Genomic DNA, 26,018 nt, shown 5'->3' with positions numbered 1-26,018 from the left:
CAACCGGCGTCATGGGCCCTACCCTAGTCGTCACACCCTGTACCCGGCTGTTGTTGGTTTTCATGCGCAAACTTCTGTACCTGTTTTTCTCCATGGCCATTGTTGCCGCCCTGACCACCTACGCCATGTGGGCGGCGGACCGGCCGGCGGGGCATTACCTGTCGGACCTGCGCATCAAACTGGCGGTCGATCAGGGCACGCCGGCCGACCGAGGCAACTTGCTGGGCATCCAGCCCGAGCTGTTTCCCACCGACTACCAGAGCCCCGACCGCCTGCACCGCAAACTCGCGGCGTATTTGCAGCAAGCCCAGGATCAGGGCCTGTTGAATGAAAAAACCGTGGTGGTGTTACCGGAACATGTCGGCACCTGGTTGATGATCAGCGGCGAGAAGGACGAGTTGTATCAGGCGCCGACCCTCACCGAAGCGATGAACTGGCTGGCGGCAAGCAATCCGCTGCTGTTCGCCCGCGCCTGGCTCAGCGCCAAGGGCAACGACCGGCTCAACGACGCGCACCTGCGGATGAAGTCCAAATCCATGGCCAAGGATTACCAGGCGCTGTTCGGTGGTCTGGCCAAAGAATTCAATGTAACCCTGGTGGCCGGCACTATCGTGCTGCCGGAACCGAGCATCCGCGACGGCCAGCTCAAACCCGGCAGCGGCGCCCTGTTCAACAGCAGCGTAGTGTTCGGGCGTGACGGTGTACCGCTCGGGCAACCGCAGCGGCAGATGCACCCGGTCTTCGATCAACGGGAAGTGCTGGCCGGCGAAACCGATCAAACCATCAACGCGGTCGACACCCCGGCCGGACGCCTCGGCGTGCTGATCGGCAGCGACAGCTGGTACCCGGACAACTACCGCAAACTCGACGAACAAGGCGTGCAACTGGTGGCCGTGCCGGCGCAAGTATTCGGCCATGGCGCGTGGGACCAACCGTGGCGCGGCTACAAGGGTTCGAGTACGCCGGGCTCGGTCAGCCTCAAGCCTGGTGAAGTCAGCGAGGGTCAGGCGTGGCATCGCCTGACCCTGACCGCGCAACCACCGAGCAGCCATGCGCTTGCCGGTATGAGCGTGTTCCTGCGCGGGCAGTTCTGGAACCTGGCGGGTTCGGGTCAGAGTTTTCTCAGCAGCAACGGTCAGCAGTTCGCCGACGGCGATGCCCGTGGCGCGCGTTTATTGAATATCTGGTTGTAAGCCATGAAACCGCTGCCGATGCGTCTGGGCGATCTGTCGGTAGGCTTCGTGCACAGCCTCGCCGAGGCGGTGCACAGTCACGGTGTCGATCCGCAGCCCTTATTGGAGCAATATGGACTGGATGCCGCCCGCCTGGCCGAGGCCGGGGCGCGTTTATCCATACCGCGTTACATGCGCCTGGGCCACGCGGCGATTCAGTTGACCGGCGAACCCGCACTCGGTCTGCGCATGGGCCAGCTCAGTCGCTTGAGCCAGGCCGGACTGGCCGGGGTGACTGCCGCTCAAGCCCCGACCGTGCGCGAGGCCGCCCGTTGCCTGACTCGTTTTGAACCGCTGTACGGTTCCAACTATCGTGGCCAGTCAAGCTTCCACGAAGACGCCCATGGCGCCTGGCTGCGTTTCTATTCGATCAGCCCGTACAACGCCTACAACCGGTTCGTGGTGGATTCGATCATCGCCGGGTGGCTGCATCAGTTGTCCAGTGTCAGCCGGCAAACGTTGCCGGCGGAGCGCATCGAGATTGAATTCGACGAACCGGATTACCGCGAAGCCTACGCCGTACTGGGTGATTGCCCGATTCAGTTCGGTACCGAGCGCAACCAACTGCGCCTGAGCCTGAGCAGCCTGGCCCAGCGCAATCCCGAGCACTGCCCCAGCACCTGGAAGCATTTACTCGCTTTGTGCGAACGGGAACTGGAGCAGTTGACACGCACCCGCAGCCTGCGCGAACGCATCACGCAATTACTGGGGCCATTGCTCAATGGTGGTCGCGAACCGGACCTGGAAGAAGTGGCGGCACGCCTGAAGCTGCCGACCTGGACGTTGCGGCGCAAACTCGCCGAAGAAGGCACGCAGTTTCGCGCAATCCTCAATGACACTCGCCGTGATCTGGCGATGACCTACATCCGCGATACCGAACTGGCCTTCGGCGAGATCGCCTACCTGCTCGGGTTCGCCTCAGCCGAAGCCTTCCAGCGCGCATTCAAACGCTGGAGCGGCCAGACCCCGGGCGAATTCCGCCGCAGTCATCGCAAAACGGCTTGAAGCCTTAAAGCTCGGTGGCGTCTTCGGCGGCCTCTGGCTGATCCAGTTCAAAGGCCTGAAACTCGAGCAGCTCTTCTTGATAGTCGTCCATCGTGCAATCCCCCTGCTGGTCTCTTGAATGGGCCCGGTCAAATAACCAGTGCCTCGAGCATAACGTGCCCGTATGAAGGAAAAGTGAAACCCGGCCTTCATGAATAAAACGTAGCAGGCGGTCAGGAATTTATCGCGGGATTTTTGTCGGGGGAATGTAACGAGATTTGAGTACGCCGCAAAACTGATGGGGGAGCGAGCCTGCTCGCGAAGCGGTGAACCAGACAACATGAATGTCGACTGATACTCCGTCTTCGCGACCAGGCTCACGCCCACAAAGGGCCGTCTGCGTTTACTGCAGCGCCGGAATCGGCTCGGACGGCGGCGGGATATTGCTCGGGTTCGCCGGCGGCGTGATCGTGTCGGTGGCCGGCGCAGGCTCTGCGCTCGGTGCCGGGGTGATCGGCGCGGACTCGACCGGCGGCACGACCGGCTCGGAGCCCGTTGGCGTCGGTGACACCGAAGCGGGCTCTGGAGTCGCGGCAGGGGCTGCCGGCGTCATGCTCTGTGCTGGCTCGACAATCCCCGCCGGCGGCGGCGCGGGCGCTGCCTCTACCGCCGGTGCCGGTGCCGGTGCCGGTGTTGCCGGCGCGACTGCGGCGGGCTTCGGCTCCGGCATTCCCAGATCAGTCTTGGGCTTTTCTTCGATATGTGCGGCTTTCTTCGCATCCGCCGGCAGGAACAGTTCCACCAGGGTAAAGAAACGCTCATAGAACTTTTGCGAAGTCACGGTTTCGCTGGCGACCTTGACCATCGAATCGTCCGATGAGCCGATCGGCATCGACACCGAACCCAACACGCCAACCCCGAGGCTGGCGGAATTGTTGGTTTTCTTCAGTGCGTAGCGGTCCTGCAAGGCATTCGCGAACATCGTGGCATGATGTTTGGAACTGCCGTCTTCGGTACACACCACGTTGAAGCTGATCTCCATGTGGGTTTCACCGGTTTGCTGGAAGCTTTTGTGGCCACTGATCAGTTTCGGGTCACTGCTGGTGATGATGTAGCCCTGGCTGAGCAACGCGCGACGGGCCGCCTCGCAACTCGCGGTGTCAGCCACCGGATAATTGCGCGAGAACGTGCCGGAATCATCGAAGTTCTCATGCTCATACATCGGCTTGTCCTTCGAACAGCCAGCGACAGCGGTCAACAACAGCGCCAACCCAACGACACGCATGGGAGTTGAAATCAACATTGAACATCCTGAGGGAAAACAGTCCGGGGCATATTGTGCAACAGAACTTGGCCCTGCGGCGCATGGATTGTGTCTTAAAGCCGTTACAACCCTATTGACCATCGTTTGCCGGGAAAAGTCGCAACAACAAGTGACCAATGAAGACGCGCAATTTGGCGCAGGCATGACGACTGGACGGCCACAATACCCAGAACTGACCGACATGCTGCAGATGCGCATCCAGCGCCCGCTTTAGCCGACCGTGCGCCCCATCCTCGTGGGTCATGAAGTCCGGCAGGCAGATGATCCCGGCCAGCGCCGCATGACTGACGGCTTCGATGGAGTTGGCCTCGCTTCGGTATTGCGCCCTAGAGCTTGGTAGGCTTTCAGGCCGCCATCGCTGGCAAGCCAGCTCCCACAGGGGTTGAGTTCAACGGGGAGACGTTGGCCGTCTGGCCGGCTGTCTTCGCGAGCAGGCTCACTCCTACAGGTGGATCGCGTGCAGTCTGCAAGAGCTTGGTCGGCTGGCAGGCCGCCATCGCTGGCAAGCCAGCTCCCACAGAAAAGCAAAGACATCACACAGCCCTTGCTTCTCACCACTCAACACGATGAGCGTTAGCTCGAGTACCGCTTTTGATCTCAGCGCCCGTCGGCAGGCTGAGTGGAGGGATTGATCCGGGGGTGGGAGCGTAGCGACCGTTTGGCGAAGCCAAACACATCGAGAGGAGGTGCAGCGAAGCAAACCGGAGGCGATGCCCCCGGATCAATCCCGGAGCGAAGGGACCCGAGCCTAGGCGAGGGCCGAACGTCAGGGTAAAGCCTTTTTGGTTACTTTTTCGGCGTCTGGAAAAAGTGACCCGCCGTAAGGGCGGAACCCCAATCAGCAACACCCGCACCAACGGATATACACACATCCCACCCAAAGCATGGTCGGCCCATAGGCCGCCACGATTCACAGCCCAAAAAAAAGCCCCGACCAACGAGCCGGGGCTTTCTCATAACAGCTCAAACAAACATCAGAACCGCTTGATATCCGCCTGACTCTCCAACTGCTTGCGATACGCCGCAAAGTCCTGCTGCCCCTCACGGGAAGCCAGGAAGCGACGATACTGCGCCTTCTCTTCATCCGTCGGCGCAGCCGCTTCGTTAACGCCGTTCAGGCGCACGACCACGAGGCTGCCATCCGACAGCGTCACACTGCTGAACGTCGGCTTGTCCTTGGCAGCCGGCTTCGGCATACGGAACAGCGCCTGCAGCACCGCAGGATCAACACCCTCTTGCGCACGAGTGGCCGCAGCGGTGGCTTTCCAACTCTGACCGTCAACCGCCTTGTCCAGCGGCGCCTTGCCCTCACGCAGATCAGCAATCAGCTTCTCGGCCTTGGTCTTGGCAGCCGCACTGGCGTGCTCTTTGGTCAACTGAGTGCGGATGGCCGCAGCGACGCTTTCCAGCGGCAGTTGAGCAGGCTTCAAGTGTTCCTTGGCACGCAGGACGATCACGGTTTCCGGATCGAGTTCGATGGCGGTGCTGTTGGCGCCTTCATCGATCACTTCGGTGCTGAAGGCTGCAGTGACCACGGCACGGTTGGCCGCAACACCTTCGCCACCTTCACGGCCAAACGGCTTGGAGGTGTGCACGGTCAGCTTCAGATCCGCCGCTGGCTGGGCCAGGTCGGACGCTTCGAATGCGGAGTCTTCCAGTTGTTTGGTCGCCTCGACGAAACGCTGCTCGACCTGCGAGGCTTTCAGCTCGCGAGTCAGCTTGTCTTTCAGGCTGGCCAGGGTCGGCACTTCCGGCGCTTCAACGCCCAGCAGCTTGATCAAGTGGTAGCCGAAGTCGGTGCGAACCGGACCGGACACCTGATCCTTGGCCAGCGAGTACAAGGCTTTTTCGAAAGCCGGGTCGTACACGCCAGGACCTGCGTAACCCAGGTCGCCGCCATTGTTGGCCGAACCCGGATCCTGCGAGAACTCCTTGGCCAATGCTTCGAACTTCTCGCCCTTGGCCAGACGCGCCTGGACTTCTTCGATTTTCGCCTTGGCTTGAGCTTCGGTGGTCTTGTCGTTGACTTCGATCAGGATGTGCGCCGCACGACGCTGTTCCGACAGGTTGGCGATCTCTTTCTGATACGCGGCCTGCAGGTCTTCGTCCTTGACGGCAACCTGATCGAAGAACGAGGACTTCTTCAGCTCCAGGTAATCAATGACCACTTGATCCGGGGTCATGAATTCCTTGGCGTGCTCGTCGTAGTAAGCCTTGACCTCGTCGTCGGTCAGTTTGACCGCCGCCGGATCGGCCTTGACGTTCAGCGTGGCGAAATCGCGGGTCTGTTTTTCCAGACGAGCGAATGCCTGCACTTGCGCGTCGGTGACAAAACCACTGCCCGCCACACCGGCGCGCAGTTGGCCGATCAGCATTTCCTGGGCCAGCATCTGGCGGAATTGCATACGGCTGTAACCCAGTTGACGGATCACCTGGTCGAAACGCTCGGAACTGAACTTGCCATCCACCTGAAACTCAGGTGTCTGCAGGATCACTTGATCCAGTGCGCCTTCGGAGAAAGCGAATTTCGACTGTTCGGCGCCTTGCAGCAACAGCTTGCGATCAATCAGACCCTTAAGGGCCGATTCACGGAGCATTTTTTCGTCGAGCAGCGAAGCGTCGAAATCCTTGCCCAGCTGTTGCATCAGCTGACGGCGTTGCATATCAACGGCCTGGCTCAGCTCGTTCTGGCTAATTTCTTCACCGTTGACCTTGGCCGCCTCATTCTTGTGAGTCGTGGCCTGGAAAATGGCGTCGAAACCGGTCAGAGCCATCAGTGCAACGATGACCCCGATAATGGTCTTGGCAATCCAGCCTTGTGAATTGTCCCTGATATTCTGCAGCATGCGTCCCCCAGAAACGGTTGAACTTCAAAATTAGGCAACCGTGGAGCGTGGGTAGAATCCGGATAGAAGAAAGGCGCATCCGAGGATGCGCCTTCTCGTAACTGGCGGAGCGGACAGGGCTCGAACCCTCGATCCCGGCGTTACAGGCAACTGCATCAGCTACCTGCTCTACCGCTCCGCTGCCAAGTCAGGCATGACCCCGACCCGGATGGGTAAAAACCTGAAACTTAGTTAACAGCTTCTTTCAGAGCTTTACCGGCTTTGAAACCAGGCTTCTTGGCAGCCGGGATTTCCAGAGTCTTGCCAGTCTGTGGGTTACGACCGGTACGAGCCGGGCGATCAGTCACGGAGAACGTACCGAAACCAACCAGAACAACGGAGTCGCCAGCCTTCAGAGCGCCAGTGACGGATTCGATTACAGCGTCCAGCGCACGGCCAGCAGCAGCTTTCGGGATATCAGCGGATGCAGCGATAGCATCAATCAGTTCCGACTTGTTCACTCTAAGTCCCCTTATATCTATTTTGAGATGATTCTAAGTTTTTTGGTGAAAGCAAAAACGAGTGCTGAATGGCCTACAGACACTTAAGAGCCGCTTTATAACAAGGGCTCTAAAAAGCTGTCAAGGAAGCCCCCCAGGCAAAAACGTATTAATGCGTGCTAATTCTTTCCTTAGAGTCAGACTCACGTTTTTCGTCCTTGGCAACTATCTCCGGAGCCACATCCGGCAAGGGCTCCGGCGCGTATTGCAGCGCAATTTGCAGGACCTCGTCAATCCATTTAACCGGTTTAATCTGCAGATCCTGCTTGATATTGTCAGGAATCTCCTTCAGATCACGCACGTTCTCTTCCGGAATAATCACAATCTTGATTCCGCCGCGGTGAGCCGCGAGCAGTTTTTCCTTCAGGCCACCGATTGCCAGTACCTGACCACGCAAAGTGATTTCACCCGTCATGGCCACATCGGCGCGCACCGGAATGCCGGTCAATGCCGACACCAGCGCCGTGCACATGCCTACACCGGCGCTAGGACCGTCTTTCGGGGTCGCCCCTTCCGGCATGTGAATGTGCGTGTCGCGCTTCTCGTGGAAGTCCAGGGGAATGCCCAGGCTCTTGGCACGGCTGCGGACAACGGTGAGCGCTGCGGTGATCGATTCGACCATCACATCGCCCAGCGAACCGGTCTTGATCAACTGACCCTTGCCCGGTACGACTGCGGCTTCGATGGTCAGCAATTCGCCGCCAACCTGAGTCCAGGCGAGGCCCGTCACCTGTCCGATCTGATCCTGTTGCTCGGCCAGACCGTAGCGGAACTTGCGCACACCAAGGAAGTGTTCCAGCAGATCAGCTGTCACTTTCACCGAGAAGCGTTTTTCCAGCGCGTGTTCTTTCACGGCCTTGCGGCAGACCTTGGCGATCTGACGTTCGAGGCCCCGCACACCGGCTTCACGAGTGTAGTAACGGATGATGTCGCGGATCGCTTCTTCGTCGAATTCCAGCTCGCCCTTCTTCAGACCATTGGCAGCGATCTGTTTTGGCGAGAGGTATTTGACAGCAATGTTGATCTTTTCGTCTTCGGTGTAGCCCGGCAGGCGAATGACTTCCATCCGGTCCAGCAATGCCGGCGGAATGTTCATCGAGTTCGAGGTGCACAGGAACATCACGTCCGACAAATCGTAATCGACTTCAAGATAGTGATCGTTGAAGTTGTGGTTCTGCTCCGGATCGAGCACTTCCAGCAGCGCCGACGCCGGATCGCCACGCATGTCACTGCCCATTTTGTCGATTTCATCAAGCAGGAACAGCGGGTTGCGCACGCCCACTTTTGTCATCTTTTGAATCAATCTTCCTGGCATCGAACCGATGTAAGTCCGGCGGTGACCACGAATTTCCGCTTCGTCACGCACGCCACCCAGGGCCATCCGCACGAATTTACGGTTGGTAGCATGAGCGATCGACTCGGCCAACGAGGTTTTACCCACGCCCGGAGGACCGACCAGGCACAACACCGGACCACGGATCTTCTTCACGCGCTTCTGCACGGCGAGGTACTCAAGGATACGCTCCTTGACCTCTTCCAGACCGTAGTGATCGGCATCGAGAATGTCTTCTGCGCGCGCCAGGTCAAGGCGTACCTTGCTCTGCGCCTTCCACGGCACTTGCACCAGCCAGTCGATGTAGGAGCGCACCACGGTGGCTTCTGCGGACATCGGCGACATCTGCTTGAGTTTGTTCAGCTCCGCAGTGGCCTTGGCCAACGCGTCTTTCGGCAGACCGGCAGCGTCGATACGCTTTTTCAGGTCTTCGATCTCGTTGTGGCCTTCGTCGCTGTCGCCCAGCTCTTTCTGAATGGCCTTCATCTGCTCATTCAGGTAGTACTCGCGCTGACTGCGCTCCATTTGCTTTTTGACGCGACCACGAATGCGTTTTTCGACTTGCAGCAGGTCGATCTCGGCATCCAGCAAGGCCAGAACGTGCTCGACCCGGGCCGACAAATCGATGATTTCGAGGATTTCCTGCTTCTGCTCGATTTTCAGCGCCATGTGCGCCGCCATGGTGTCGACCAGGCGACCCGGCTCATCAATGCTGTTGAGCGACGACAGGACTTCAGCCGGGACTTTCTTGCCCAACTGCACATATTGTTCGAACTGCGACAGCAGCGTGCGCACGAACACTTCGGATTCGCGCTCGGCGGCATCGACTTCTTCGATCAGCGAGACTTCGGCACGGCAATGCCCGTCAATCACGCTGAAGCGTTCAACGGTACCGCGCTGCTCACCTTCGACCAGCACCTTGACGGTGCCGTCAGGCAGCTTGAGCAGCTGCAAAACAGTGGCAATGGTACCTACGCGATAGAGAGCATCTTCACCGGGATCGTCATCAGCCGGATTTCTCTGGGCCAGCAGGAGGATCTGCTTGTCGCCCGTCATCGCTGCCTCGAGAGCTTCGATGGATTTCTCGCGCCCCACGAACAGCGGGATAACCATGTGCGGATACACCACGACATCACGCAATGGCAGGAGAGGCAATTCGATGGTTGTCTTCATGATTTCGCCTCTACGGCGGCCATATGGCCGTAATCAGATGGAATTAAGCTTGAAACCAAGATGGGGTCTGCCTTGAAAAAAAACAAGCGCAAAGCGGATGTAAAAAACAACATAAAAAAAAAGAGGCCCGAAGGCCCCTTCCTTATTGCAGCAGAGTGAACGCTTAGGCGTCCGGCGCTGCCTTGGCCGTCGGCTCACTGTTTTCGTAGATATACAGTGGCTTGGACTTGCCTTCGATGACGCTTTCATCGATCACGACTTTGCTCACCTCGGACTGCGAGGGGATTTCATACATCGTGTCGAGCAGTACACCTTCGAGAATCGAACGCAGGCCACGGGCACCGGTTTTACGCTCCAGGGCTCGCTTGGCGACCGATTTCAGTGCGTCGGTCCGGAATTCCAGATCCACGCCTTCCATCTCGAACAGCTTGGCATACTGTTTGGTCAGAGCATTTTTCGGCTCGGTGAGAATCTGCATCAGCGCAGCCTCGTCGAGCTCGTCGAGCGTTGCAAGAACCGGCAGACGACCGACGAACTCCGGGATCAGACCGAACTTGACCAGATCGTCAGGCTCGACTTCACGCAGGGATTCACCGACTTTCTTGCCTTCTTCCTTGCTGCGCACTTCTGCGTTGAAACCGATGCCACCCTTGGTGGAACGATTCTGGATAACCTTCTCGAGACCCGAGAACGCACCACCGCAGATGAACAGGATGTTACGGGTGTCGACCTGCAGGAATTCCTGCTGCGGATGCTTGCGGCCACCTTGCGGCGGAACGGAAGCGACCGTGCCTTCGATCAACTTGAGCAAGGCCTGCTGCACGCCTTCACCGGAAACATCGCGGGTGATCGACGGGTTGTCGGACTTGCGGGAAATCTTGTCGATTTCGTCGATGTAGACAATGCCCATCTGGGCTTTTTCTACATCGTAGTCACATTTCTGCAACAACTTCTGAATGATGTTCTCGACATCTTCACCTACGTAACCGGCCTCGGTAAGGGTGGTTGCGTCGGCGATGGTGAACGGAACGTTCAGCAAGCGGGCCAGCGTTTCGGCCAGCAGGGTCTTACCCGAGCCGGTCGGGCCGATCAGCAGGATGTTGCTCTTGCCGAGTTCGACGTCGTCAGCCTTTTTGTCACGCTGATTCAGGCGCTTGTAGTGGTTGTACACCGCTACGGCCAAAACCTTTTTTGCACGCTCCTGACCAATGACGTACTGGTCAAGGATGCCGCTGATTTCTTTAGGCGAAGGCAATTTATGCGCGCTGCTTTCGGCCTGGGCTTCCTGCACCTCCTCGCGGATGATGTCATTGCACAGGTCGACGCACTCGTCGCAGATAAAGACCGAGGGGCCGGCAATCAATTTGCGCACTTCATGCTGGCTTTTGCCACAGAAGGAGCAATAGAGCAGCTTGCCGTTGTCCTCGCCGTTGCGGGTGTCAGTCATTCGTTCGATCCAAATCCGATAGGCTTGCAACACAAGATGAAGGCTATTGCGGGCTTTTTCAAGCCCGCTGGTGATCAGACCAGCCGACCAAGCCTGTTTTGAGCTGCTTATTTTTAAGCTGGACGCTGATTGATCACTTCATCGATCAGACCGTATTCCTTCGCAGCTTCTGCACTCATGAAGTTGTCGCGGTTGGTATCGCGCTCGATTTCTTCCAGAGTACGGCCGCTGTGCTTGGCCATCAGCGTGTTCAGACGCTCGCGGATGAAGAGGATTTCCTTGGCATGGATTTCGATGTCCGACGCCTGGCCCTGGAAACCGCCCAGTGGCTGGTGAATCATCACGCGCGAGTTTGGCAGGCAGAAACGCTTGCCCGGCGCACCGGCTGTCAGCAGGAACGCGCCCATGCTGCAGGCCTGACCGATGCAAGTGGTCGATACGTTGGGTTTGATGAACTGCATGGTGTCGTAGATCGACATGCCCGCTGTCACCGAACCGCCCGGGGAGTTGATATAGAGATGGATGTCCTTGTCCGGGTTTTCCGCTTCAAGGAACAGCAATTGCGCACAGATCAGGTTGGCCATGTAGTCCTCTACAGGACCCACCAGAAAGATTACACGCTCCTTCAGAAGGCGCGAGTAGATGTCATAGGCGCGCTCGCCACGAGCAGATTGCTCGACAACCATCGGGACCAGGCCGCCTGCGGCCTGGATATCAGAGTTCTGCTGAATATACGAATTACGGAACATGCTCTGCAGTCACTCCCAAATAGTTATGTCTTGAATACGCATAAGCCAGCTCGAGAGCTGGCTTATGGTGTGCACTTCTAACGCAAAAACAATCAGTCGGCTTTTGGAGCTTCTACCGGCTTGACCGCTTCTTCGTAAGAGACCGATTTGTCGGTCACGCTAGCTTTCTGCAGAACAGTATCCACAACTTGTTCTTCCAGCACAACCGAACGCACTTCGTTCAGTTGCTGCTCGTTCTTGTAGTACCAGGACACGACCTGCTCAGGCTCTTGATAAGCCGAAGCCATTTCCTGAATCATGTCACGAACACGAGCTTCGTCAGGCTTCAGGTCGAACTGCTTGACCACTTCAGCCACGATCAGGCCCAGCACGACGCGGCGCTTGGCTTGCTCTTCGAACAGCTCGGCCGGCAGTTGGTCAGGCTTGATGTTGCCACCGAACTGCTGAACAGCCTGCACGCGCAGACGGTCAACTTCGTTGGACAGCAGCGCCTTTGGCACTTCGATCGGGTTGGTGGCCAGCAGACCGTCCATGACCTGATTCTTGACCTTGGACTTGATCGCCTGACGCAGTTCACGCTCCATGTTCTTGCGAACTTCGGTGCGGAAACCGTCGATGCCGCTTTCCTTGATGCCGAATTGAGCGAAGAACTCTTCGTTCAGCTCTGGCAGTTTTGGCTCGGAAACGGTGTTGACCGTCACGGTGAACTCGGCGGTTTTGCCAGCCAGGTCCAGGTTCTGATAGTCCTCTGGGAAGGTCAGGTTCAGAACGCGCTCTTCACCGGCTTTAGCGCCAACCAGGCCTTCTTCGAAGCCAGGGATCATGCGACCGGAACCCAGCACCAGCTGAGTGCCTTTGGCGGAGCCGCCAGCGAATGCTTCGCCGTCAACCTTGCCAACGAAATCGATGTTCAGCTGATCTTCGTTCTGGGCAGCACGATCGGCCACTTCGAAACGGGTGTTCTGCTTGCGCAGGATGTCGAGCATTTTGTCCAGGTCAGCGTCAGCCACGTCAGCGCTCAGGCGCTCAACGGTGATGCCTTCGAAACCGGCAACGGTGAACTCAGGGAACACTTCGAATACGGCTACGTATTCCAGGTCTTTGCCAGCTTCGAGCGACTTCGGCTCGATCGACGGCGAACCGGCCGGATTCAGCTTCTGCTCAACCACAGCTTCGTAAAAGGAGGACTGGATCACGTCGCCTACAGCTTCCTGGCGAGCATCGGCACCGAAACGGCGCTTGATTTCGCTCATTGGCACTTTGCCTGGACGGAAGCCAGCAATCTTGGCCTTTTGGGCGGTCTGCTGCAGACGCTTGTTGACCTGAGTCTCGATGCGCTCAGCCGGCACGGTGACGCTCATGCGGCGCTCGAGAGCAGTAGTATTTTCAACAGAAACTTGCATGGATATTCCTCGTTGCACAGACGTTAGCCGGCCGTTTCCGACCCCAGAATCAAGGGCATGCATTCTAGTGGGTCAAACTCAAGAAGTCACCCTACTGAAAACGGGTAAAAAAACAGCAGGCAATTTATCGGGACCGCCGCACGAATACAGCGCACCCCACAGGCGAATACAACCAATCACGCCAGGGCTCTGCGCCAACCTCTTCTATATATAGAAGAGACTGCCAATCACTCCCTGACGACCGCTCCCGCAAGCAGGACCGGCAAGCAGCGCAGCGTCGTCGAGGTGCACAAATACGACGAACTGCCCTGCTCCTGCGACCTGAAACCGGCAATCGCCGGATTTCCAAACCGCTAAAACAAAAAAGGCGCCAGACTGTTAAATCTGGCGCCTTTCGAAATATGGGGTGGACGATGGGGATCGAACCCACGACAACGGGAGTCACAATCCCGTGCTCTACCAACTGAGCTACGCCCACCATATTGCGTAACAAAAAAGCCAAATAACTTCTTTGTTGAAACCCCACCCGGCACAAGGCATGAATGAAGCTTTAATTGGTGCGGATGAAGAGACTCGAACTCTTACGCCTCGCGGCGCTGGAACCTAAATCCAGTGTGTCTACCAATTCCACCACATCCGCAGATGAAGCTTTTAAAGCAAAGGCGCCAGACTGTTACATCCGGCGCCTTTCGAAATATGGGGTGGACGATGGGGATCGAACCCACGACAACGGGAGTCACAATCCCGTGCTCTACCAACTGAGCTACGCCCACCATATCGCGTTACTTGTGCCAAAGCTGCCTAATGGCGCACCCGGCAGGACTCGAACCTGCGACCATCCGCTTAGAAGGCGGATGCTCTATCCAGCTGAGCTACGGGCGCCTTATTAATCTGTACTCTTAAAGGACTACAAACTAAGTGCTTTCCAGTGTCACAGAATCGTAATTCCGCTTCACCTTCTTAACCAGTGCTAGGCTGTGCCCGACAAGTGCGACGAATAGTATAGAGCGCTCTGAAGGTCGTCAAATCCTTTTTGAAAAAAATTCATTTAATTAAAGGAGTTAGGGGAATTTGCTGACCAAGCGCCTTTGCCCTCATCGCTCGACATGCGAGAATGCGTTCTCATTTTTTCCCCTCTCGATGGTTAATCACGCGCAATGACTGCACAACTAATCGACGGCAAATCGATCGCCGCCAGCCTGCGCCAGCAGATCGCCCAACGTGTTGCCGAGCGTCGCCAGCAAGGCCTGCGCACGCCCGGCCTCGCGGTGATCCTGGTCGGCAGCGATCCTGCCTCTCAGGTTTATGTCTCGCACAAGCGTAAAGACTGTGAAGAGGTCGGTTTCCTCTCTCAAGCCTACGACCTGCCCGCCGAAACCACGCAAGAAGCATTGACCGATCTGATCGATCGTCTCAACGACGATCCGGCAATCGACGGCGTGCTGCTGCAACTGCCGCTGCCCGAGCACCTGGACGCTTCCAAACTGCTGGAACGCATCCGCCCGGACAAAGACGTCGACGGCTTCCATCCTTATAACGTCGGTCGCCTGGCACAGCGCATTCCGTTGCTGCGCCCATGCACCCCTAAAGGCATCATGACGCTGCTGGAAAGCACGGGTGTGGACCTTTATGGTCTGGATGCGGTGGTGGTTGGCGCGTCCAACATCGTCGGTCGCCCGATGGCGATGGAACTGCTGCTGGCCGGTTGCACCGTCACTGTCACGCACCGCTTCACCAAGGATCTGGCCGGACACGTCGGCCGTGCCGATCTGGTCGTCGTGGCCGCCGGCAAGCCAGGCCTGGTCAAGGGCGAGTGGATCAAGGAAGGTGCGATCGTGATCGACGTCGGCATCAACCGCCAGGACGACGGCAAACTGGTCGGTGACGTGGTGTATGACACCGCCCTGCCCCGCGCCGGCTGGATTACGCCAGTACCGGGCGGCGTTGGCCCGATGACTCGTGCCTGCCTGCTGGAAAACACCCTCTACGCAGCGGAAACCCTGCACGCCTGAGGCGTATTTTGCACCGTTGAAAAACCCGCCTCGTGCGGGTTTTTTCATGCCTGAGAAAAAACACTAACCGTTCGCCGGAAACCCCTCTTTTTACAGGCCTTTTCACGAGTTTTTCAGGTCATTCAAACAACCATCGACAGATCTTCAGCCATACTCCTAGAATGCGACGCTTTGAAGAAATAACCCGTTACAAACTAACGGAATATCCAACCTTTATGAGTTCGCCCGCGTGAAAATTCGTCTTTCGATTCTGAGCCTGTTTTTCGCTTTTACAGGCACATTCATCACGCCAACGATCAACGCTGCGGAAACCACCGCTGCCCCTCGCGACGCTTCGACACTAAAAATCGCCTCCGGCAGCGCCCTGCTCATGGATATGCAGACCAATAAAGTCATTTATTCCAGCAACCCTGACGTGATCGTCCCGATCGCCTCCGTCAGCAAGCTGATGACCGGTTTGGTAGTGGTCGAAGCCCGGCAGAACATGGACGAATGGATCAATGTCGATATCAGCAACACGCCGGAAATGAAGGGCGTGTTCTCCCGAGTCAAGCTCAAGAGTGAACTGCCGCGCCGCGAAATGCTGCTGATCGCCCTGATGTCCTCGGAAAACCGCGCCGCCGCCAGCCTCGCCCATCACTACCCCGGTGGTTATGCAGCGTTTATTGCTGCGATGAACGCCAAGGCCAAGGCACTGGGCATGACCCACACCCACTACGTTGAACCGACCGGCCTGTCGGAGCGCAACGTTTCGACGGCCCGCGACCTGAGCAAGCTGCTGGTAGCGGCGAGCAAACACCCGATTCTCAGCGAGCTGACCACTACCAAGGAAAAGACCGTTTCGTTCCGCAAACCCAATTACACCCTGGGCTTTCGCAACACCGATCATTTGGTGAACAAAGCCGACTGGGACATCAAGATCACCAAAACCGGCTTCACCAACCCGGCCGGTCATTGCCTGGTCCTGGTGACGAAGATGGGCAATCGCCCCGTCGCCCTGGTGATTCTCGACGCGTTTGGCAAATACACCCATTTTGCCGATGCCAGCCGCATCCGCAGCTGGGTGGAAACCGGCAGAAGCGCCAGTGTTCCGGCAGTGGCGCAGCAATACAAAGCGGATAAAAACCTCAAGTCGCGGCAGAGCGGCGTGGTTGAGGCTTCGAAGTAATTCAACACGCTTTCAGACAGATTTGCCCGAGGTGAGGGAGCAAGCTCCCTCACTACAAAGGCAGTCCGCCGGTCAGCCTTGCTCAATCATTGGGCAATGGCATCTGATCATCATCCGGGATGCCATCGCCCTTTTGAGGATCTGGTAACAGTCCGGGCGCCACCAACGGTCGGGCCAACGGATCGCGCAGCGCGCTGTCCGGATCCAGCACCGGGTCGATATCGGTCTCGGGCGTGGTCGGCACGCTGTCCGGTTTTTGGTCATCGAAGCTTGAATCGGTACTCATACGCACCTCACATCAAGGTTTCAGATTGGCTAAGGGATCGTAGGGCCTGGCAGGTTTTTTCGGGTCCTCGCCGGGCACCACATCGAGAGGCGCCTTGGCCGGGCCGACAGGGTCGACCTGCGGATCATCGAGGTCAGGCGAGTCCGGATCAAACCCCAGATCATCTCCCGAGGAATGCTCGGAAGAATGCGGGCCTTTCGGTGATGGGGAATCTGTCATGTCGCCTCCTGGTTCACCCGCGAAAAGCGGGCTCTATGATTTGGAGGGTTGCCGGGCGCAGTCGTGCCCGGCAAATGACGAACGGAGCCTCAGTGCGCAGCCAGCGCCTTGCGCGCCTGTGCCGCTTCGTTTTCCTGACCGGCCTGAGCCAGCTCATCGGCCGCCTTGAGCCAACGGCCACGGTCGACTGCCGCCGGAATCTGCGAAGGTTTCTGAATCAGGATCGCCCAGCCACCTGACTTCTCCAGCGCCGATTCGAAGGAACTGAAGCTCATCAGTTCGCGACGGTTCATGCCGGCACGCAGCAGCACCTTCTGTTTATTGCGGTCATAGCCGGACAGGATCGCGTAACGCGGTTCCGCCCAGAACGCCGCGCCCTCGCTGAAACGCACCATCACCGGGTATCCCGCCGCGACCTGCGTCAGCAGCGCCGGCAGGTTGGCGTCCAGCGGGTAGACCACCATGCCGTACTCGCGGGCCAGGTTCTGGATATTCTCTTGCAGCTTGTCTTCGCCACCGGGCAGGTGCAGCGGTTTTTCCAGCAGGCCCGGGGTGGTCACGATGCCCTGCTGCGACAACAGGCTCGCCAACACTTGCGGCCCACTCTGATGGGCGTCGCCCCGATAGAACGTACCACTGAGTTCGACCCGCTCCGGCAAACGCTTGACCTCTGGCGCCACACTGCCCGCACATCCGGCCAGCAGCGCCGCGCAACCGGCCACCAGCAGCGCCACACGAATTCGAGAAAATACCTGGACCATCGTTACTCTCTGTTCAGACGCCGGTCATCGTGTTCCGGCAACGCCAGCGATCATAGGGCCGCGCACGGCTGCGGTATAGCCTTAAACCGTAGCCGCAGCGTTTGCATAGAGCGAACTGATTGGTCACCAGCGACCTTTGGTCAATAGCCTGAAACACCGCATTGTCTAGACTGTCACTGAAACAGAGCGAATTGAATAAGTGTGCGCCCGATGCAGGGCGAAGAGGAGGCACTGATGAGCCTGACCATGACCATCGTGATGTTGATTGCCGGCTGGCTGGCCGTTGCCACCGCCATGCTGTGGGGCGTGCTGCGTATTGCCCGGCGCCACCATCATCCTGTCGATTTGGCGCCGATTCACAAACCGGAAAAACAACGCGTGCGCCACGCGACTGCGCACTGACAGGTCGTTTGACATAAACCCGATGCAAGCGCTGCCGCAGACTGCGATCCATTGATCATGAACGTCAAAAGATCGCAGCCTTCGGCAGTTCCTGCATAAAGCAAAAGGCCGGCTGGACTCCAGGAGTCCAGCCGGCCTTTTTACTTGGTTGCCGATTAAGCCTGCTGAGCGAGCTTCTTCTGCTTCGTCCGGCGCGACAGCATGTTCAGCACTTCAATCGCTGCCGAGAACGCCATCGCCGCATACACATAACCTTTCGGTACGTGGGCGCCGAAGCCTTCGGCGATCAGCGTCATGCCGATCATGATCAGGAAGCCCAGGGCCAGCATCACCACCGTCGGGTTGTCGTTGATGAACTTGGCCAGAGGCTCAGCCGCGAACAGCATCACCAGCACCGAGACCACCACCGCGATCACCATGATCGGCAAGTGCTCAGTCATGCCCACCGCAGTAATGATGCTGTCGATGGAGAACACCATGTCCAGCATCAAGATCTGACCGATGGCGGCAGCAAAACCCAGAGTCACGGTCGATGTCGCGGTTTTCGGGTCTTCCGGCGCCGGGTCCATGCTGTGATGGATCTCGGTCGTGGCTTTCCACACCAGGAACAGACCACCGGCAATCAGGATCATGTCCTTCCAGGAGAATGCCTGGCCCATGATTTCAATCACAGGGGCGGTCAACTGCACGATAAAGGCGATGGTGCTCAACAGGGCCAGACGCAGAATCAACGCCATGCCGATACCGATGCGACGGGCTTTCTGCCGATGCTGCTCGGGCAGTTTGTTGGTCAGGATCGAGATAAAGATCAGGTTATCGATGCCGAGCACGATCTCCATCACCACCAGTGTGGCCAAAGCAACCCAGGCGGCAGGGCTGGCGGCGAGTTCTAATAGATATTCCATGGGTCAGTCCTGACTCGTTGTACGACGGTTTAAATGGTCTTGGAGGAAGATTCGGATTTTTCCGCGTCTTTTTCCGGCGTTTCTTTTTTCTCGATCAACCCGCCCGTGGCGTCACTCAGCGCTTGTTCGGCGGCCTTGTGGGTGTCGTCGATGGCCTGCTTGGCGCTTTCGGCGGCTTTGCCCATCAACTGCTGGGCGCTCTTTTCCGCCTGATCGCAACCGGCCATGAGCAGTAAAGACGTAAACATCAACGCAGGGATTGTGTATTTCATTGGGCTTTCCTTCGAATGAACAGACAGGGTCGCAGACCGGCCGTCGATGGCTGGGCATTCTAGGCAAGCGAACACTTCAGGAAAATTCGTATTTTTAGCGGCTATACTTCGGTTTTCACGAACCCAAACATTCATGCAGGAGCTGCCGCAGGCTGCGATCTTTGCTTCTTGAAAAACAGGATCAAAAGATCACAGCCTCCGGCAGCACCTACACAAGGACTGCGGGCTTATGCTCAATTACCGACAACTGCATTATTTCTGGGTGGTCGCCAAGACCGGCAGCATCGTGCGCGCCTGCGAACAGCTGAACCTGACGCCACAGACCATCAGCGGGCAGATTTCGCTGCTTGAACAAACCTACGGCATAGAGTTGTTCCGACGGGTCGGCCGGCAACTTGAACTGACCGAAGCCGGGCGCCAGGCCCTGCCCTACGCCGAGCAGATGTTCCAGCTCGGCGGTGAGCTGGAACTGATGCTGCGCGCGCAACCCAATGAACAGCAGATCCTGTTTCGGGTCGGTGTGGCAGACGTGGTGCCCAAGTCCATCGTCTACCGGCTGATCGCGCCGACCATGGAGCTGAACGAGCCGCTGCGCATCACCTGCCGCGAAGACAAACTCGAACGTTTGCTGGCGGACCTGGCGATCCAGCGCCTGGATCTGGTGATCTCCGACAGCCCGATGCCTTCGCACCTCGACATCAAGGGCTACAGTCAGAAACTCGGTGAATGCGGGATCAGTTTCTTCGCCACCGCGCAGCTGGCGGCTCAATACGGACAAGACTTCCCGCGCAGCCTCCACGGCGCACCCTTGTTGATTCCCGGAGCGGAAACCGTGGTGCGCAGCCGTTTGCAGCGCTGGTTCGCCGAGCAGCAGATCCAGCCGCAAATCGTCGGCGAATTCGATGACAGCGCCTTGATGCAGGCGTTCGGCCAGTCCGGCAGCGGGATTTTTATCGGCCCGAGCGTGATTGCCGATGAAGTGAAGCGCCAGTACGGCGTGGAATTGATTGGCCAGACGGACGCGGTGACCGAGTCGTTCTACGCGATTTCGGTAGAACGCAAGGTCAAGCACCCCGGCATTGTGGCGATTACCGAAGGTGCCCGACGCGAGCTGTTTACCGCGTTATGACGCTTGCGCGCAGGCGTCGCGCGGCTTGAGGGTCATCAGCACCATGGCGAGGAACACCGACAGCAGGATGAACCCGGCGGCGGCGAACCCGAGGAAGCCCAGACCGGCACTGTCAATCACCCGTCCACCGATCATCGCGCCCAGGCCGATCCCCAGGTTGGCCCCGGCGATGTTCAACGAAGCGGCAAACGCGGGCGCTTCCGGTGCGGCTTTCATCAGGCGCACATGGCTGACCAGGAACAACGCAGCCTGAGTCACGCCCCAGATCCCCATTGCCACCGCCAGGCCCAGCGGCGAATGGATGTTCGGCACCAGCGACACCATGCCGGCAATCATGAACGCGCAGAACAACACCGACGCCCCGAGCGGATGACGATCCACCGCACGGCCACCCAGCGAGTTGCCGATCAAGCCGACCGCACCGAAGCCCATCAGGCACCAGCCGACCACGGTGCCATTGAAACCGGCCAGGCGTTCAAGGATGTCCGCCAGATACGTATAAGCAGTAAACATGCCGCTAAACACCAGGATCGACAGCAGGATGTGCCCGATCATCAACGGACTGCGCAGGATCTTGAACTGCGAGCGGAAACTGACCTGATGCTGGTGCAGGCTGGTCTTGGGCAGGTAAACAAACAACAGCAAGGCCTTGGCAAAGGCGATCACCGCCAGAATGCCAAAAGCACTGCGCCAGCCGAACGCATCGGAAATCAGCGTACCGACCGGAATGCCGAACACCGTGGCACAGACAATCCCGAAGCCGATCTTGGCGATGGCGCGACCGGCGTAATCCGGCCCGACAATGTCCACCGCCGTTTCACTGGCCAGCGCCCAGAACACCGGCAGCCCCAGTGCCGGGATCAACCGGGCAATCGCCATGACCCAGATATTCGGCGCCAGCGCGGCCACGGTATTGGCCAGACCGAACATGATCAGGATGGTGATAAACAGCCGGCGGCGCTCGAATCGGGCGAAATACGCAGTAAGGAATGGCCCGAACATCGCGACCGTAAAAGCGAATAGAGTGACCAGCAATCCGGCCTGCGGGATGGTGACTTCAAGGTCTCGGGCAATCGCCGGCAGCAGGCCGACGATAACGAATTCCGTGGTCAGCACCGTGAAACCGGCGGCGGACAACAGAAGAATGGGCAACAGCATGCGCAACTCCAGCAAAACGACGACACCAGCGTTGACCCGGAGGTCCGCTGGCAGAGTTTGAAAATGAGGATGGAGAATCTTAACAGAGAGTGTCCGCACTGACTTGCACAAACCTGTCGATCTTGCCGACATGATCGGTGGCAGATCGTCACAGGCCTGAAGGATAAGGCCTGCGCTGTGATAAAGTCCGCGCCCTGAAAAACGTACAGCTTGTTCAACGCCGAGTTTATTAGCGTTGATATCGCATCAGCACGTTCGCGGCATGACGGTGGCCTGCCCCCGCTTTAACGCTACCCTCATGCACCTTGCACCCCTATAAAAAATCAGAGATGCCGTTATGACCGCTTCATCCCCTTCTTTCCTGCAACGCCTCAAGAACCTGAGCCTGGTCACGCAGATCCTGATCGGCCTGATCGCCGGTATCGCCCTGGCGCTGTTCGCCCCGGAAGCGGCGAAAAGCACTGCGTTTATCGGCAAAGTGTTTGTTTCGGCGCTGAAAGCCGTGGCACCGATTCTGGTATTCGTGCTGGTGATGGCCTCGATCGCCAACCACAAGCACGGCCAGGAAACCCATATCCGGCCGATTCTGTTCCTGTACCTGCTGGGCACCTTCGCGGCAGCCGTTGTGGCGGTGATTGCCAGCATGACCTTTCCCTCGCATCTGGTGCTGTCCACCGATAACGTTTCGGTGACCGCACCGGGCGGCATTGGCGAAGTGCTGCAAAGCCTGTTGCTGAGCGTGGTGGATAACCCGGTCAACGCGCTGATCAACGCCAACTTCATCGGCATTCTGGCCTGGGCGATCGGCATGGGCGTCGCGATTCGCCATGCCGGCGACACCACCCGTGAAGTGCTCGGCGACCTGTCGAACGGCGTGACCCTGATCGTGCGCGTGGTGATTCGTTTTGCACCGCTGGGTATTTTCGGGCTGGTGGCGTCGACCCTCGCCACCTCCGGTTTCGGCGCGCTGATCGGCTATGCGCACCTGCTGGCGGTGCTGCTCGGTTGCATGCTGTTCGTGGCGCTGGTGATGAACCCGCTGATCGTGTTCTGGAAGCTGCGTCGCAACCCGTATCCGCTGACCTTCAAGTGCCTGCGCGAAAGCGGCATCACCGCGTTCTTCACCCGCAGTTCGGCGGCGAACATTCCGGTCAACCTGGAGCTGAGCAAGCGCCTGGGCCTGCATGAAGACACCTATTCGGTGTCGATCCCGCTGGGCGCGACCATCAACATGGCCGGTGCGGCGATCACCATCACTGTGCTGTCCCTGGCGGCCGTGCACACCCTCGGCATTGCCGTAGACATTCCGACCGCAATCCTGCTCAGCGTCGTCGCGGCGATCTGCGCGTGCGGCGCTTCGGGTGTGGCCGGCGGTTCGCTGCTGTTGATCCCCCTGGCGTGCAGCCTGTTCGGTATCCCGAGCGAGATTGCCATGCAGGTAGTGGCAGTGGGCTTCATCATTGGCGTGCTGCAGGATTCGGCGGAGACGGCGTTGAATTCGTCTACCGACGTACTGTTTACCGCAGCAGCGTGCCTGGGCGAAGAAGCGAAAGCCCAACGCACCGCCTGACACCCGACCTTGCAGGAGCGAGCAGGCTCGCTCCCACCCAGAAAAACAAAAAGCCCGCCAAGGCGCAAACCTTGGCGGGCTTTTTTGTTGCCGGGTGTTTTAGAACGCGCCCATGTAATCGCGTTTACCCACTTCAACACCGTTGTGACGCAGCAGTGCGTAGGTGGTGGTGACGTGGAAGAAGAACTGCGGCAGGCCGTAGGTCAGCAGATAAGCCTGACCGCTGAAGCGCTTCTCTTTCGGCGTGCCCGGACGGGTCACGATCTCGATGCCTTCCTTGCCATTGATCTGCTCAGGCTTGATCTCGCCGATGAAGGCCAGAACCTTGGCGATCAGCGCTTGCAGCTCGGCGAAGGTGGTTTCGCTGTCGTCGTACTTCGGCAACTCGACTTCGGCCAGACGCGCGGAAACGCCTTTGGCGAAATCGACGGCGATCTGGACCTGACGGATCAGCGGAAACATGTCCGGGTACAGGCGTGCCTGCAGGAAGGCGTTCGGGTCGATGTTTTTCTCGGTGGCGTGGGCTTCAGCCTTCTTCAGCACATCGCTCATGGCGTTGAGCATTTGTTGAAAAACCGGGACAGATGCGGCGTACAGGGAAATGGTCATGACAGTCTCGTGTGGTGGCTGGGTGGAACGTGGAGGCGATTATAGCCATGCTTGATGACCGCACGGCTTGCCTTTTGTTTGGCAAGGATTAGGCTAGGCGCCTTCGACTGCAGAGGGAACGCGCGATGACCACAGAACTTGAAGCAACCTTCGACGAGCCACGGCTCAACGCCACGGAAATCCGCATTCTCGGTGCGCTGATCGAGAAACAGGCGACCAGCCCGGAAACCTATCCGCTGACGCTCAATGCGCTGGTACTCGCGTGCAACCAGAAAACCAGCCGTGAACCGGTGATGAACCTGACCCAGGGTCAGGTCGGCCAGAGCCTGCGTGCCCTTGAGGGCCGTGGTTTCGCCAAGCTGGTGATGGGCAGTCGTGCCGACCGTTGGGAGCACAAGGTCGACAAGGCGCTGGAACTGGTGCCAGCCCAGGTGGTGCTCAGCGGACTGATGTTTCTGCGTGGCCCGCAAACCGTCAATGAGCTGCTGACACGCAGTGGCCGCATGCATGACTTTGAAGATGCCGAGCAAGTGGTGCACCAGCTCGAGCGCCTGATCGCACGCGGACTGGCGGTGCTGATCCCGCGTCAGGCCGGGCAGCGCGAAGACCGTTACACCCATGCGCTGGGCGATCCGGCAGACATCGAGGCGATCATGGCCGCGCGGCAGAATCCGCAGGAACGTGCGGGCACAGGCGTTTCCGTAGAACGCATCGAAGAGCTGGAAGCGCGGATTGCTGCGCTGGAAGAACGCCTGGCACGCCTCGAATAAACACAGCAGTTTTACGGTGGGAGCGAGCCCGCTCCCACCGCCTGCTGGCGATCAGGCCCGCTCGCTCAGCGAAACAATCAGCTCCGTGCGAAATTCACCGCCGCCGCAAACTGCTCCTCCGTCGGCCGCACCCCGGTGTACAGCACAAATTGCTCCAGCGCCTGGATCGCAATCACTTCCAGCCCGGTAATCACCCGCTTGCCTTCAGCGCGAGCACGCACGATCAGCGGCGTTTCTGACGGGATCGCCACCACATCGAACACCGTGTCCGCCGCGTTGATCACTTCAGGTTCGAACGCCAGTTGCCCCGCCTCCGGCCCGCCATCCATCCCCACTGGCGTGACATTGATCAGCATCTGCGGGCGCTCATCGCCCAGTTCGGCTTGCCAGCGATAGCCCAGCGACTCGGCCAGTGCCCGCCCGGCGCGCTCGTTACGGGCGACGATCAAGCCGTTTTTATAGCCACCGTCGCGCAAGGCACTGGCCACCGCTTTGCCCATGCCGCCACTGCCGCGCAAGGCAAAAGTCGAATCCTTGGGCACGGCGTGGGTTTCCAACAGTTGCGCAACCGCAATGTAATCGGTGTTGTAGGCCTTGAGATGACCCTGGGTGTTGACGATGGTGTTGATCGACTGGATCGCCGCCGCCGACGCGTCCAGCTCATCGACCAATGCGATGCAGGCTTCCTTGAACGGCATCGACACGCCGCAACCGCGAATGCCCAAGGCGCGAATGCCGCCGACTGCGCCGGGCAGGTCCTGGCTGCTGAACGCCTTGTAGTAGAAGTTCAAGCCCAACTGCTCATACAAATGATTATGAAAACGCAGACCGAAATTCCCCGGCCGGCCGGACAGGGACATGCACAGCTGGGTGTCTTTGTTCGGGTTCATCTGCATGAAATCTCTCCTTCAAACGCACTTTCGGATGGACGGGATTAGCCAGCCCATCAGGTTCTGAACGATCATAGCGGCCTGTTTTAAACGTGTGCCGCGGCCAGCGCATGGCCCAGTAAAGAAGCCGGTACAGACCTTACACAAAATTTACCCAGCGGCTGTGCTGATTTTCCGGATTTCGCTGTCTTAGAGATATCCCCGCGACAACTGTGGGCCTGGTGCAGGCCCCGATGCCGGGTTGAAGAACCGAGGAATTATCATGATTCGTAAACTCCCTATCGTCGCCCTGCTGATCGGTGCCTTTGCTGTCACAGGGCAAGCAGAAGCCCATGGCGGTGGCTGGCAGGGGCCGGCAGTGTTTGGCGCAATCGTCGGCTCGGCCATCATCGGTTCGGCGCTTATCAACCAGGATCGCCCGGTTTACGTGCAACAGGCGCCGGTCTATGCGCCGCCACCGGTCTATGTGCAGCAACCACCGCCACCGGTCTACTACCAGCCAGCGCCGGTGTATGTGCAACAACCGGTGTACGTGCAACCGGCTCCGGTGTATTACGGCCCGCCGCGTGGTTATTACGGTCGCCCGCACTATTACGGTGGCCCACGCTGGTAACCGAAAACAAAGAGCCCCGCTTTATAGAGCGGGGCTTTTTTATGACCGCCGGTCGGCCAGGGTCTGAAAAAATCTCGCCAAGGTCGCTGTGGAGACAGTCTCACCCGCTAAAGTCGGCATGATGGTTGCGAGCGTTATGGTCTTTTGCACACAACGGTCATCTTTTTGTCATGACGGAACCGCAATCTGAATCCGTCCGCAAACAACAGGTTGATAAGAACAAG

Annotated in this window: 25 protein-coding genes and 4 tRNA genes; 9 read left to right on the top strand and 20 right to left on the bottom strand. The window is 58.5% G+C overall.

Annotated elements, in window-relative coordinates; translation table 11 throughout:
• Positions 1-62 precede the first annotated feature (62 nt).
• A complete protein-coding gene (locus tag K5Y35_RS18075; RefSeq protein WP_222832518.1) occupies positions 63-1,193 on the top strand; it encodes a carbon-nitrogen hydrolase family protein in 1,131 nt (376 codons plus the stop codon).
• Positions 1,194-1,196: 3 nt separating this feature from the next.
• Complete coding sequence (locus K5Y35_RS18070) at positions 1,197-2,237, top strand: AraC family transcriptional regulator (RefSeq protein WP_222832517.1); 1,041 nt, start codon at positions 1,197-1,199, stop codon at positions 2,235-2,237.
• Positions 2,238-2,619: 382 nt separating this feature from the next.
• Here the strand turns inward: K5Y35_RS18070 and K5Y35_RS18065 are convergent, their stop codons facing one another.
• From K5Y35_RS18065 to K5Y35_RS18010, 12 genes are all read right to left on the bottom strand, one after another.
• On the bottom strand, positions 2,620-3,519 hold the full coding sequence (locus K5Y35_RS18065; RefSeq protein ID WP_222832516.1) for a DUF2242 domain-containing protein: 900 nt from the start codon (positions 3,517-3,519) through the stop codon (positions 2,620-2,622).
• Between the two features lie 91 nt (positions 3,520-3,610).
• Entirely contained in the window at positions 3,611-3,805 is a 195-nt protein-coding gene (locus tag K5Y35_RS18060) for a hypothetical protein (RefSeq protein WP_410055932.1), read from the bottom strand.
• Between the two features lie 709 nt (positions 3,806-4,514).
• A complete protein-coding gene (locus K5Y35_RS18055) occupies positions 4,515-6,386 on the bottom strand; it encodes a SurA N-terminal domain-containing protein (protein WP_123462314.1) in 1,872 nt (623 codons plus the stop codon).
• 227 nt (positions 6,387-6,613) lie between these two features.
• Complete coding sequence (locus K5Y35_RS18050; RefSeq protein ID WP_003183171.1) at positions 6,614-6,886, bottom strand: HU family DNA-binding protein; 273 nt, start codon at positions 6,884-6,886, stop codon at positions 6,614-6,616.
• A 148-nt stretch (positions 6,887-7,034) separates the two neighbouring features.
• On the bottom strand, positions 7,035-9,431 hold the full coding sequence (gene lon, locus K5Y35_RS18045; protein WP_123462313.1) for an endopeptidase La: 2,397 nt from the start codon (positions 9,429-9,431) through the stop codon (positions 7,035-7,037).
• Between the two features lie 163 nt (positions 9,432-9,594).
• A complete protein-coding gene (clpX, locus tag K5Y35_RS18040) occupies positions 9,595-10,878 on the bottom strand; it encodes an ATP-dependent Clp protease ATP-binding subunit ClpX (RefSeq protein ID WP_003223632.1) in 1,284 nt (427 codons plus the stop codon).
• 113 nt (positions 10,879-10,991) lie between these two features.
• Positions 10,992-11,627, bottom strand: coding sequence for an ATP-dependent Clp endopeptidase proteolytic subunit ClpP (gene clpP / locus K5Y35_RS18035; protein WP_007951559.1), 636 nt, complete (start codon positions 11,625-11,627; stop codon positions 10,992-10,994).
• Between the two features lie 92 nt (positions 11,628-11,719).
• Entirely contained in the window at positions 11,720-13,030 is a 1,311-nt protein-coding gene (gene tig / locus K5Y35_RS18030; protein ID WP_123462312.1) for a trigger factor, read from the bottom strand.
• Positions 13,031-13,432: 402 nt separating this feature from the next.
• Positions 13,433-13,508: transfer RNA gene (locus K5Y35_RS18025), tRNA-His, on the bottom strand.
• A gap of 77 nt (positions 13,509-13,585) precedes the next feature.
• Positions 13,586-13,670: transfer RNA gene (locus K5Y35_RS18020), tRNA-Leu, on the bottom strand.
• A 57-nt stretch (positions 13,671-13,727) separates the two neighbouring features.
• Positions 13,728-13,803 (bottom strand) — tRNA-His (locus K5Y35_RS18015).
• Between the two features lie 32 nt (positions 13,804-13,835).
• Positions 13,836-13,912, bottom strand: a tRNA-Arg gene (locus K5Y35_RS18010).
• Positions 13,913-14,187: 275 nt separating this feature from the next.
• Here K5Y35_RS18010 and folD point away from each other — a divergent pair.
• Both folD and pbpG read left to right on the top strand, forming a co-directional pair.
• A complete protein-coding gene (gene folD / locus K5Y35_RS18005) occupies positions 14,188-15,042 on the top strand; it encodes a bifunctional methylenetetrahydrofolate dehydrogenase/methenyltetrahydrofolate cyclohydrolase FolD (RefSeq protein WP_123462311.1) in 855 nt (284 codons plus the stop codon).
• Between the two features lie 229 nt (positions 15,043-15,271).
• On the top strand, positions 15,272-16,210 hold the full coding sequence (gene pbpG, locus K5Y35_RS18000; protein ID WP_123462310.1) for a D-alanyl-D-alanine endopeptidase: 939 nt from the start codon (positions 15,272-15,274) through the stop codon (positions 16,208-16,210).
• Between the two features lie 82 nt (positions 16,211-16,292).
• On the opposite strand, the gene K5Y35_RS17995 is transcribed toward pbpG, so the two are convergent.
• The 3 genes from K5Y35_RS17995 to K5Y35_RS17985 all read right to left on the bottom strand — a co-directional run bounded on the left by K5Y35_RS17995 (position 16,293) and on the right by K5Y35_RS17985 (position 17,476).
• Positions 16,293-16,496 (bottom strand): hypothetical protein, encoded by a 204-nt coding sequence (locus tag K5Y35_RS17995; protein ID WP_123462309.1) that lies wholly within the window; start codon positions 16,494-16,496, stop codon positions 16,293-16,295.
• 12 nt (positions 16,497-16,508) lie between these two features.
• Positions 16,509-16,715: a DUF6021 family protein gene (locus K5Y35_RS17990; RefSeq protein WP_123462308.1), complete on the bottom strand. Its 207-nt coding sequence runs from the start codon at positions 16,713-16,715 to the stop codon at positions 16,509-16,511.
• An 89-nt stretch (positions 16,716-16,804) separates the two neighbouring features.
• Positions 16,805-17,476, bottom strand: a complete 672-nt coding sequence (locus tag K5Y35_RS17985) for a peptidase C39 family protein (protein WP_222832515.1) — start codon at positions 17,474-17,476, stop codon at positions 16,805-16,807.
• A 234-nt stretch (positions 17,477-17,710) separates the two neighbouring features.
• Here K5Y35_RS17985 and K5Y35_RS17980 point away from each other — a divergent pair, with 234 nt between their 5' ends.
• Positions 17,711-17,878, top strand: coding sequence for a hypothetical protein (locus K5Y35_RS17980; RefSeq protein ID WP_222832514.1), 168 nt, complete (start codon positions 17,711-17,713; stop codon positions 17,876-17,878).
• A 155-nt stretch (positions 17,879-18,033) separates the two neighbouring features.
• Here K5Y35_RS17980 and K5Y35_RS17975 read toward each other — a convergent pair whose 3' ends face one another.
• Positions 18,034-18,783: a TerC family protein gene (locus tag K5Y35_RS17975; protein ID WP_123462306.1), complete on the bottom strand. Its 750-nt coding sequence runs from the start codon at positions 18,781-18,783 to the stop codon at positions 18,034-18,036.
• A 29-nt stretch (positions 18,784-18,812) separates the two neighbouring features.
• Positions 18,813-19,055 (bottom strand): hypothetical protein, encoded by a 243-nt coding sequence (locus K5Y35_RS17970; protein WP_007965379.1) that lies wholly within the window; start codon positions 19,053-19,055, stop codon positions 18,813-18,815.
• 229 nt (positions 19,056-19,284) lie between these two features.
• Between K5Y35_RS17970 and nhaR the strand changes: the two genes are divergently transcribed.
• Complete coding sequence (gene nhaR, locus K5Y35_RS17965) at positions 19,285-20,184, top strand: transcriptional activator NhaR (RefSeq protein WP_123462305.1); 900 nt, start codon at positions 19,285-19,287, stop codon at positions 20,182-20,184.
• On the opposite strand, the gene K5Y35_RS17960 is transcribed toward nhaR, so the two are convergent.
• Positions 20,179-21,342 carry an MFS transporter gene (locus K5Y35_RS17960; protein ID WP_123462304.1) on the bottom strand — a complete coding sequence of 388 codons (1,164 nt, stop codon included), beginning with the start codon at positions 21,340-21,342 and terminating at the stop codon, positions 20,179-20,181. The genes nhaR and K5Y35_RS17960 overlap by 6 nt on opposite strands.
• Positions 21,343-21,679: 337 nt before the next feature.
• Between K5Y35_RS17960 and sstT the strand changes: the two genes are divergently transcribed.
• Entirely contained in the window at positions 21,680-22,912 is a 1,233-nt protein-coding gene (gene sstT, locus K5Y35_RS17955) for a serine/threonine transporter SstT (RefSeq protein WP_222832513.1), read from the top strand.
• A 99-nt stretch (positions 22,913-23,011) separates the two neighbouring features.
• Here the strand turns inward: sstT and K5Y35_RS17950 are convergent, their stop codons facing one another.
• The gene (locus K5Y35_RS17950; protein WP_123462302.1) at positions 23,012-23,521 is read right to left on the bottom strand and encodes a DUF1993 family protein; all 510 of its coding nucleotides are present in this window, start codon (positions 23,519-23,521) and stop codon (positions 23,012-23,014) included.
• Between the two features lie 125 nt (positions 23,522-23,646).
• On the opposite strand from K5Y35_RS17950, the gene K5Y35_RS17945 reads away from it, so the two are divergent.
• Positions 23,647-24,291 (top strand): YceH family protein, encoded by a 645-nt coding sequence (locus K5Y35_RS17945; RefSeq protein ID WP_123462301.1) that lies wholly within the window; start codon positions 23,647-23,649, stop codon positions 24,289-24,291.
• A 77-nt stretch (positions 24,292-24,368) separates the two neighbouring features.
• Here the strand turns inward: K5Y35_RS17945 and K5Y35_RS17940 are convergent, their stop codons facing one another.
• Positions 24,369-25,187: a shikimate 5-dehydrogenase gene (locus K5Y35_RS17940; RefSeq protein ID WP_222832512.1), complete on the bottom strand. Its 819-nt coding sequence runs from the start codon at positions 25,185-25,187 to the stop codon at positions 24,369-24,371.
• 256 nt (positions 25,188-25,443) lie between these two features.
• On the opposite strand from K5Y35_RS17940, the gene K5Y35_RS17935 reads away from it, so the two are divergent.
• Positions 25,444-25,794: a hypothetical protein gene (locus K5Y35_RS17935; RefSeq protein WP_093434008.1), complete on the top strand. Its 351-nt coding sequence runs from the start codon at positions 25,444-25,446 to the stop codon at positions 25,792-25,794.
• Positions 25,795-26,018 lie beyond the last annotated feature (224 nt).

Source organism: Pseudomonas sp. SC3(2021), from assembly GCF_019856535.1.
GTDB classification, from domain to species: Bacteria; Pseudomonadota; Gammaproteobacteria; order Pseudomonadales; family Pseudomonadaceae; genus Aquipseudomonas; species Aquipseudomonas monsensis.
Note: the sequence above shows the minus strand (reverse complement) of the source record. Positions and strands in the feature narration are given on the sequence as shown.

Excerpts from the sequence above, each read along its gene's own strand:
- nhaR (WP_123462305.1), top strand. The coding sequence starts at position 19,285 with ATGCTCAATTACCGACAACTGCATTATTTCTGGGTGGTCGCCAAGACC.
- folD (WP_123462311.1), top strand. The coding sequence starts at position 14,188 with ATGACTGCACAACTAATCGACGGCAAATCGATCGCCGCCAGCCTGCGC.
- K5Y35_RS17995 (WP_123462309.1), bottom strand. The coding sequence starts at position 16,496 with ATGAGTACCGATTCAAGCTTCGATGACCAAAAACCGGACAGCGTGCCG.
- clpP (WP_007951559.1), bottom strand. The coding sequence starts at position 11,627 with ATGTTCCGTAATTCGTATATTCAGCAGAACTCTGATATCCAGGCCGCA.
- K5Y35_RS17970 (WP_007965379.1), bottom strand. The coding sequence starts at position 19,055 with ATGAAATACACAATCCCTGCGTTGATGTTTACGTCTTTACTGCTCATG.
- clpX (WP_003223632.1), bottom strand. The coding sequence starts at position 10,878 with ATGACTGACACCCGCAACGGCGAGGACAACGGCAAGCTGCTCTATTGC.
- K5Y35_RS17935 (WP_093434008.1), top strand. The coding sequence starts at position 25,444 with ATGATTCGTAAACTCCCTATCGTCGCCCTGCTGATCGGTGCCTTTGCT.
- K5Y35_RS17980 (WP_222832514.1), top strand. The coding sequence starts at position 17,711 with ATGAGCCTGACCATGACCATCGTGATGTTGATTGCCGGCTGGCTGGCC.
- sstT (WP_222832513.1), top strand. The coding sequence starts at position 21,680 with ATGACCGCTTCATCCCCTTCTTTCCTGCAACGCCTCAAGAACCTGAGC.
- K5Y35_RS18055 (WP_123462314.1), bottom strand. The coding sequence starts at position 6,386 with ATGCTGCAGAATATCAGGGACAATTCACAAGGCTGGATTGCCAAGACC.
- K5Y35_RS18065 (WP_222832516.1), bottom strand. The coding sequence starts at position 3,519 with ATGTTGATTTCAACTCCCATGCGTGTCGTTGGGTTGGCGCTGTTGTTG.
- K5Y35_RS18075 (WP_222832518.1), top strand. The coding sequence starts at position 63 with ATGCGCAAACTTCTGTACCTGTTTTTCTCCATGGCCATTGTTGCCGCC.
- K5Y35_RS17950 (WP_123462302.1), bottom strand. The coding sequence starts at position 23,521 with ATGACCATTTCCCTGTACGCCGCATCTGTCCCGGTTTTTCAACAAATG.
- K5Y35_RS17940 (WP_222832512.1), bottom strand. The coding sequence starts at position 25,187 with ATGCAGATGAACCCGAACAAAGACACCCAGCTGTGCATGTCCCTGTCC.
- K5Y35_RS17990 (WP_123462308.1), bottom strand. The coding sequence starts at position 16,715 with ATGACAGATTCCCCATCACCGAAAGGCCCGCATTCTTCCGAGCATTCC.
- K5Y35_RS17975 (WP_123462306.1), bottom strand. The coding sequence starts at position 18,783 with ATGGAATATCTATTAGAACTCGCCGCCAGCCCTGCCGCCTGGGTTGCT.
- K5Y35_RS18070 (WP_222832517.1), top strand. The coding sequence starts at position 1,197 with ATGAAACCGCTGCCGATGCGTCTGGGCGATCTGTCGGTAGGCTTCGTG.
- K5Y35_RS17985 (WP_222832515.1), bottom strand. The coding sequence starts at position 17,476 with ATGGTCCAGGTATTTTCTCGAATTCGTGTGGCGCTGCTGGTGGCCGGT.
- K5Y35_RS17945 (WP_123462301.1), top strand. The coding sequence starts at position 23,647 with ATGACCACAGAACTTGAAGCAACCTTCGACGAGCCACGGCTCAACGCC.
- K5Y35_RS17960 (WP_123462304.1), bottom strand. The coding sequence starts at position 21,342 with ATGCTGTTGCCCATTCTTCTGTTGTCCGCCGCCGGTTTCACGGTGCTG.
- lon (WP_123462313.1), bottom strand. The coding sequence starts at position 9,431 with ATGAAGACAACCATCGAATTGCCTCTCCTGCCATTGCGTGATGTCGTG.
- tig (WP_123462312.1), bottom strand. The coding sequence starts at position 13,030 with ATGCAAGTTTCTGTTGAAAATACTACTGCTCTCGAGCGCCGCATGAGC.